9 protein-coding genes are annotated in these 6075 nt (G+C 63.6%); 1 reads left to right on the forward strand and 8 read right to left on the reverse strand.

The genetic code is table 11. From position 1 onward, the window contains the following. Positions 1–143: 143 nt before the first annotated feature. From DEVEQU_RS18400 to DEVEQU_RS18420, 5 genes are all read right to left on the reverse strand, one after another. On the reverse strand, positions 144–560 hold the full coding sequence (locus DEVEQU_RS18400) for a hypothetical protein (RefSeq protein ID WP_126152065.1): 417 nt from the start codon (positions 558–560) through the stop codon (positions 144–146). A 102-nt stretch (positions 561–662) separates the two neighbouring features. Beyond that, positions 663–968: an urease subunit beta gene (locus DEVEQU_RS18405; RefSeq protein ID WP_126152066.1), complete on the reverse strand. Its 306-nt coding sequence runs from the start codon at positions 966–968 to the stop codon at positions 663–665. A gap of 11 nt (positions 969–979) precedes the next feature. Next, complete coding sequence (locus tag DEVEQU_RS18410; RefSeq protein WP_126152067.1) at positions 980–1558, reverse strand: HupE/UreJ family protein; 579 nt, start codon at positions 1556–1558, stop codon at positions 980–982. A gap of 12 nt (positions 1559–1570) precedes the next feature. Further along, a complete protein-coding gene (locus DEVEQU_RS18415) occupies positions 1571–1873 on the reverse strand; it encodes an urease subunit gamma (protein ID WP_126152068.1) in 303 nt (100 codons plus the stop codon). Positions 1874–1883: 10 nt separating this feature from the next. Continuing rightward, positions 1884–2732 carry an urease accessory protein UreD gene (locus DEVEQU_RS18420; RefSeq protein WP_126152069.1) on the reverse strand — a complete coding sequence of 283 codons (849 nt, stop codon included), beginning with the start codon at positions 2730–2732 and terminating at the stop codon, positions 1884–1886. Positions 2733–2809: 77 nt separating this feature from the next. Here DEVEQU_RS18420 and DEVEQU_RS18425 point away from each other — a divergent pair, with 77 nt between their 5' ends. Next, on the forward strand, positions 2810–3136 hold the full coding sequence (locus DEVEQU_RS18425; RefSeq protein ID WP_126152070.1) for a hypothetical protein: 327 nt from the start codon (positions 2810–2812) through the stop codon (positions 3134–3136). A 55-nt stretch (positions 3137–3191) separates the two neighbouring features. Here DEVEQU_RS18425 and urtE read toward each other — a convergent pair whose 3' ends face one another. The 3 genes from urtE to urtC are packed head-to-tail and all read right to left on the reverse strand — an operon-like array spanning position 3192 to position 5846. Further along, positions 3192–3896: an urea ABC transporter ATP-binding subunit UrtE gene (urtE, locus tag DEVEQU_RS18430; protein WP_126152071.1), complete on the reverse strand. Its 705-nt coding sequence runs from the start codon at positions 3894–3896 to the stop codon at positions 3192–3194. Further along, positions 3893–4642 carry an urea ABC transporter ATP-binding protein UrtD gene (gene urtD / locus DEVEQU_RS18435; RefSeq protein ID WP_126152072.1) on the reverse strand — a complete coding sequence of 250 codons (750 nt, stop codon included), beginning with the start codon at positions 4640–4642 and terminating at the stop codon, positions 3893–3895. The genes urtE and urtD overlap by 4 nt, the downstream gene beginning before the upstream one ends. Positions 4643–4646: 4 nt before the next feature. Then, complete coding sequence (gene urtC, locus DEVEQU_RS18440) at positions 4647–5846, reverse strand: urea ABC transporter permease subunit UrtC (RefSeq protein WP_126152073.1); 1200 nt, start codon at positions 5844–5846, stop codon at positions 4647–4649. Between the last annotated feature and the right edge of the window lie 229 nt (positions 5847–6075).

Raw genomic sequence — 6075 nt, forward strand, 5'->3', positions numbered from 1 at the left:
GCCCTCCCCCTCAAGGGGGGAGGGAGGACAGGAGCCTAAGCGCCCGAGCGTTGGGATGGGGCCACGAGCCCCCGAAAAGCTTGCTTCTGAATACTGGCCATCGCCCAATATGTGGGCGTGAAACCTGCTTTGCCCCGCCGAGACTAGTTCTTCGGCTTGGCCTTCTGCGTATTGTATACCGAAACCGTATGATCGATCACGCCGTCCAGCAATTGCTCGCCGGCAGCCATGATGGCGTCGGCGCGCTGGGTGGCGGCGATCAGCGAGATCGACAGCAGCTGGATGGCGTAGGAATGCTTGATCCGGCCCGCCTTGTGATGCTCGTTGCCCTGGGCCTCGAAGGTCTTGAGCAGGTTGGAATAGGTTTCGCCTGTCATCACCGACTTGGCGCCGCTCCAGCTGGTCTGCTCGAGCTTGGCCGCCAGCTCGCCGGCAAGGCTGCCCACCAGCGCCATGGCTTCGCCATCCTGCGATCCGACTTCCTGAAGGTCCTTCAGCACGGCGGTAAAGCGCTGCTTGAATTCGGCTTCCTTGCTCTGGGAAGTGGTCTGCTCGGTCATGATCGGGTCCCGGCCTGTTGATGCGTGCGGCGGACCTTAAAGCAGCTTTCGGCCCGGAGCGCCATGGCGCCGGGCCTGAATTTGCAATGTCGCCGCCCCGCCTCACAGCGGGCCCATGACCTTTTGGCGGAAGCCGTAGATGCGGCGATCGCCCGAGATCGGCACCAGCCTGACTTCGCGGGTCTGACCCGGCTCGAAGCGCACGGCAGTGCCAGCGGCAATGTCGAGCCGCATGCCTCGCGCCGCTTCACGCGCAAAACTCAGCCCCGCATTGGTCTCGTAGAAGTGGTAGTGCGAGCCGACCTGGATCGGGCGGTCGCCGGTATTGGCGACCTCGATGGTGATGACGGGCGCACCGACATTGAGTTCGATATCGCCCTGGGCCGGAATGATTTCGCCGGGGATCATCGCGCTTCTCCTCAAGCGCCGAAGGCGAGATAGAGCCCGCCCAGCGCCGTTGCCGCGCCCGCGACGCGGGTCAGCAGCTTGCCGCTGACGCGCGACAGCAGCACCCCAGCACCAATACCGACGGCATGCAGCAGGGCGGTGGCGAGCATGAAGCCGATGGCGAACTGCCAGGCGCCGGCCTCGCCGAGCTCACCGCCATGGGCATGGCCATGGAAGAAGGCGAAGAAGCCGACCATGGCCGCCACCGCCGGCGTCGGGATGGGCAGGGCCAGGGCAATGGCGATGCCGATAAAGATAACCGAGGCCAGGATCACCGGCTCTACGAAGGGCAGGGGCACTCCGGCAATGGCCAATGCAAAGCCCACGGCCATGGTCCCGACGAAGGCGGCGGGGACCATCCAGATGGCGCGTCCACCCTGTTGCGCGGCCCAGAGGCCGACCGCGATCATCGCCAGAATATGGTCGAGGCCGAACAGCGGATGGCTGAAGCCGGCCGCGAAGGAGCCGTGCTCACCCGGATCCAGGTGTGCAAAGGCGGGAAGGGTGGCGGCGGCCGAAATGGCCAGGACCAGCAGGCTGCGCTTGAGCATGGTTTGCCTCTCTTATCGAATGGGTTGGTGGACGGTGACCAGCTTGGTGCCGTCAGGAAAGGTGGCTTCCACCTGCACGTCGTGGATCATCTCGGCGATGCCCTCCATCACCTGCTCGCGGGTGATGACGTGGGCGCCGGCTTCCATCAGTTCGGCCACCGGGCGGCCGTCGCGGGCGCCTTCCACCACAAAGTCGGTGATGAGAGCGATGGCCTCGGGATGGTTGAGCTTGACGCCGCGCTCCAGGCGCTTGCGGGCGACGATGGCGGCCATGGCCACCAGCAGCTTGTCTTTTTCGCGGGGAGTGAGGTTCATCTTCTGCGTCCTAGAGGTGCCAGAGGCGCGGCAGGCTGCCGGCGCCAGTGAGTTCGAGCAAGGTTGGAACGATCAGCCGCCGCAGTGCAAGCCCGCTCCGCGCCATGGCCCGGATCACCAGGCGTTCGCCATTGGCGCTGGCAGCGATTTGCCCATTTGCGGGCAGAATGGTGCGGATGCGGTCGCGCAGTATTTCGGCGCGGTCGGCATCGGCTGCGATATGGACGATGGAGGCGAAGGCCCGACAATGGGCAAGCAGCGACAGGCCATCGCGCTCGCTGCCCGCGCCGGTCAGCTGCGTGGCCTCGGCATGGATGAGCCGGCCACAGCGATAAATGCGCCAGTTGTCGCGCAATTCGGCGTCGCGCGCCTCCTCGCCCATGGCATCGCGCCCCAGCAGGATGGCCTCGATGGCGGTAAGGGTCGCGCCCGCGTCGAGTTCGATGTCCAGCCGACGGTCGAGCTTGCTGGCTTCGAACAGGATGGTTTCCTGCGGCAGCCAGTCCAGATGCGCGCCCACGCCAACCTTGAGCCGGGTTTCGACCCTGGCGGTATCGCCGGTCGAACGATAGCTGCGCTCGCAGGCCTGAGTGGTCACCACCAGATGTCCGCCCGCCGCCACCTCGGCGCGCCACTGTAACTGATCTCCGCCGGTAATGCCGCCCGCCGTATTGATCAATACCGCCTCAAGGGCGCTGGAATGGGTGTTGGGCAGGCGGATCTTGCCGCAGCCATCCTGGAACAATTGGTCGAGCCGGGTGCGCCCGTCACGCTGCTTGGTGACGATGGCTCCGGCGCCCCGGGCGCGCTGAAGGGCCGGGGTGGTTGCGATCACGTTTTTCAAAAGCGTATTTTTCATCGCAACCCAATGCTCCCGACCTCGTTATCAGGGTGAGCGCAAACGCTTTCATCACGATTTATCAAGAGGTTACGAACATGACTCTCAAATCGACCCTGTCCGCTGTCGCCATCGCCGCTGGTCTTGCCATGTCGGTTCCGGCTTTCGCTCAGACCATGATCAATGGTGCTGAAGTGTCTGAATCCGACCTCGCCGTCGTCCAGGCCCACTGCGATACCCTCAAGCTGCGCGACACCTCTGACTCGCAGGCTGGCCAGCCGCAGGGTGATGCCGCTGCCGAGACGCCGGTCGAGAACGCCCAGGCTGAAACCGACGCTGCCAATACCTCGACCTCTCCTACGGTCGACCTGGACACGATCGACCTGCAGGCCTGTATCGACGCGGGTCTGGTCACGGCTAACTAAGTCGCAGATCATCGTATTACCCACTGCACCCGGCCTCGGCCGGGTGCATTGCTTTTTACACCATCAAATGCCGGCGCACATCGTCCCGATCGAGGTCGCTCGCGGGACCTGAATGCATGATTTCCCCGCGATCCATCACATAGATATCGTCGGCAATCTCGCGGCAGAAATCGAGGAACTGCTCGACCAAGAGGATGGTCATGCCCTTCTCGTCGCGCAGAAATTGCAGCGCCCGGCCGATATCCTTGATGATCGAGGGCTGGATACCCTCGGTGGGTTCGTCCAGAACCAGCACTTTGGGTCGGGTGACCAGCGCGCGGCCGATGGCCAGCTGCTGTTGCTGCCCACCCGAGAGATCGCCGCCCCGCCGCCCAAGCATGGACTTGAGCACCGGGAACAGCTCGAAAATGTAGTCGGGAATATTGCGCTCGCCGCGCTTCAGGCCGGCATAGCCGGTCTCGAGGTTTTCCTTGACCGTCAGCAGCGGGAAAATCTCGCGTCCCTGCGGCACATAGCCGATCCCCATCCGCGCGCGCTTGTAGGGTGCCGCTTTTTTCAGCACTTCGCTGCCGAAAGTTATGGCACCCGATGAGATGTGGTTGATGCCGGTGATGGCGCGCAGCGTCGAGGATTTTCCGACGCCGTTGCGGCCGAGCACCGCCGTGATCCGCCCGGGTTCGCAAGTCAGCGAAATCTTCTTCAGGGCCTGCGCTGCACCGTAGTGGAGGTCGATGGCGTCGATCGAGAGCGCTGATGTCATCGTCCCAGATACCTTTCGATCACGATGGGATTGGCACTGACCTGGTCCAGCGTGCCCTCGGCTAGCACCGCGCCTTCGGCCAGGCACACCACGCGCGAGCCCAGTGCGCGCACAAAGCTCATGTCGTGTTCGACGACGACGACCGATCGAGTCCTGGCGATCTCACGCAGCAATTTCGCAGTCTCCTCGGTCTCGCTATCGGTCATGCCCGCCACCGGTTCGTCGACCAGCAGCAGCTTTGGATCTTGTGCAAGCAGCATGCCAATCTCCAGCCATTGCTTCTGCCCATGGCTGAGATTGGCCGCGAACTCGTCCTTGCGATGCAGCAGGCGCACCGTTTCCAGAATCTCGGTGATGCGGGCGATGTCGTCGGCGCTGGCCGTGTAGAACAGCGCCGGAAAGATGCCGCGCGGCTTTTTCATCGCCATTTCCAGATTGTCCCAGACCGTGTGGCTCTCGAACACGGTGGGCTTCTGGAATTTGCGGCCGATGCCGAGATTGGCAATGGCTGCCTCGTCCATCTTGGTGAGGTCGGTGCGGCCATCGAACAGCACCTCACCAGCGTCCGGCCTGGTCTTGCCGGTGATGATATCCATCATCGTGGTCTTGCCGGCGCCATTGGGGCCGATAATGGCCAGCATTTCGGCCGGCCCGACGATGATCGAGAGCCCGTTGATGGCCTTGAAGCCGTCGAAGGCCACCGAGACACCATCGAGGTAGAGCATCGTATCCTGTGCCTTGCTCATGGCTTTACTCCGCAGGCTTGGGCTGGATGGTGGGCGCGAAGCTGGCCGGGTCCTCGCCCTTTTCCATGTCGTTTGACTGCTCGGGGGTCGCGGGTGGCGGATCGGCCACCGGCTTGCGGCGACCAAAGATCTGCGCCCAGAGCCCGACAATGCCCTTGGGCAGGAACAGGGTTGAGACCACGAACAGCGCGCCAAGGGCGAAGAGCCAGAGTTCGGGCAGGGTGGTGGTGAACCAGGATTTGCCCAGATTGACCACGATGGCGCCGATGATCGGCCCGATCAGCGTGCCGCGACCGCCCACCGCCGTCCAGATCACCACTTCGATGGAATTGCCCGGCTCGAATTCCCCGGGATTGATGATGCCCACCTGCGGCACATAAAGCGCCCCGGCAATCCCGGCCATGATGGCCGACACCGTGAAGGCAAACAGCTTCACATATTCGACGCGATAGCCAAGAAAGCGCGTGCGGCTTTCGGCATCGCGCACCGCGACCATCACCTTGCCCAGCTTGGAATTGACGATCAGCGAGCAGATCAGCACCGAGATGGCCAGCGCGATGGCGGTGGCGGCAAACAGCGCCACACGCGTCGTTTGTGCCTGCACCGGGACGCCGAGAATGTCCTTGAAATCGGTCAGCCCGTTATTGCCGCCAAAGCCCATATCGTTGCGGAAGAAGGCCAAGAGCAGCGCGAAGGTCATGGCCTGCGTCATGATCGAGAGATAGACGCCGGTGACGCGGCTCCTGAAGGCGAAGAAACCGAAGATAAAGGCGAGGAGACCGGGGACCAGCACGACCATGGCCATGGCGAACCAGAAATTGTCGAAGCCCAACCAATACCAGGGCAGTTCCTTCCAGTTGAGGAACACCATGAAGTCGGGCAGGACCGGATTGCCATAGACGCCGCGCGTGCCGATCTGGCGCATGAGATACATGCCCATGGCATAGCCACCGAGCGCGAAAAACGCCCCATGGCCCAGCGAAAGAATGCCGCAATAGCCCCAGACCAGGTCCAGTGCGAGCGCGAGGATGGCATAGGCCAGATACTTGCCCATCAGCGAGACCAGATAGGTCGGCACATGGCCGAACTGTCCCGGCGGGATCAGCAGATTGGCCATGGGCACGAGCACGGCCACGGCGAGGAAGATAGAGATGACCCAGATGGCTTTGCGGTCGAGCGCGCGGAACAGGGCTTGGGTCAGCATGGGCAGGCACTCCGCATTGCGTCGATGATGCAGTGAGCCATCGGCTCCTGCGCCTCCCTCCCCCTTGAGGGGAGGGACTGAGGGAGGGGGTGGTTATGTTCGTCACTGATGGACCCCCCCCCCCGGGCCCCCCCCCCCAAGGGGGGGGGGGGGGAGGCACCACACCGTAAGAGCGGCGAAAGCACATCGCCACCCCCCCGCCCCGTTGCCCGGACCGCCCCCCGGGGCG

The organism is Devosia equisanguinis (assembly GCF_900631955.1).
Classification (GTDB): Bacteria; Pseudomonadota; Alphaproteobacteria; order Rhizobiales; family Devosiaceae; genus Devosia; species Devosia equisanguinis.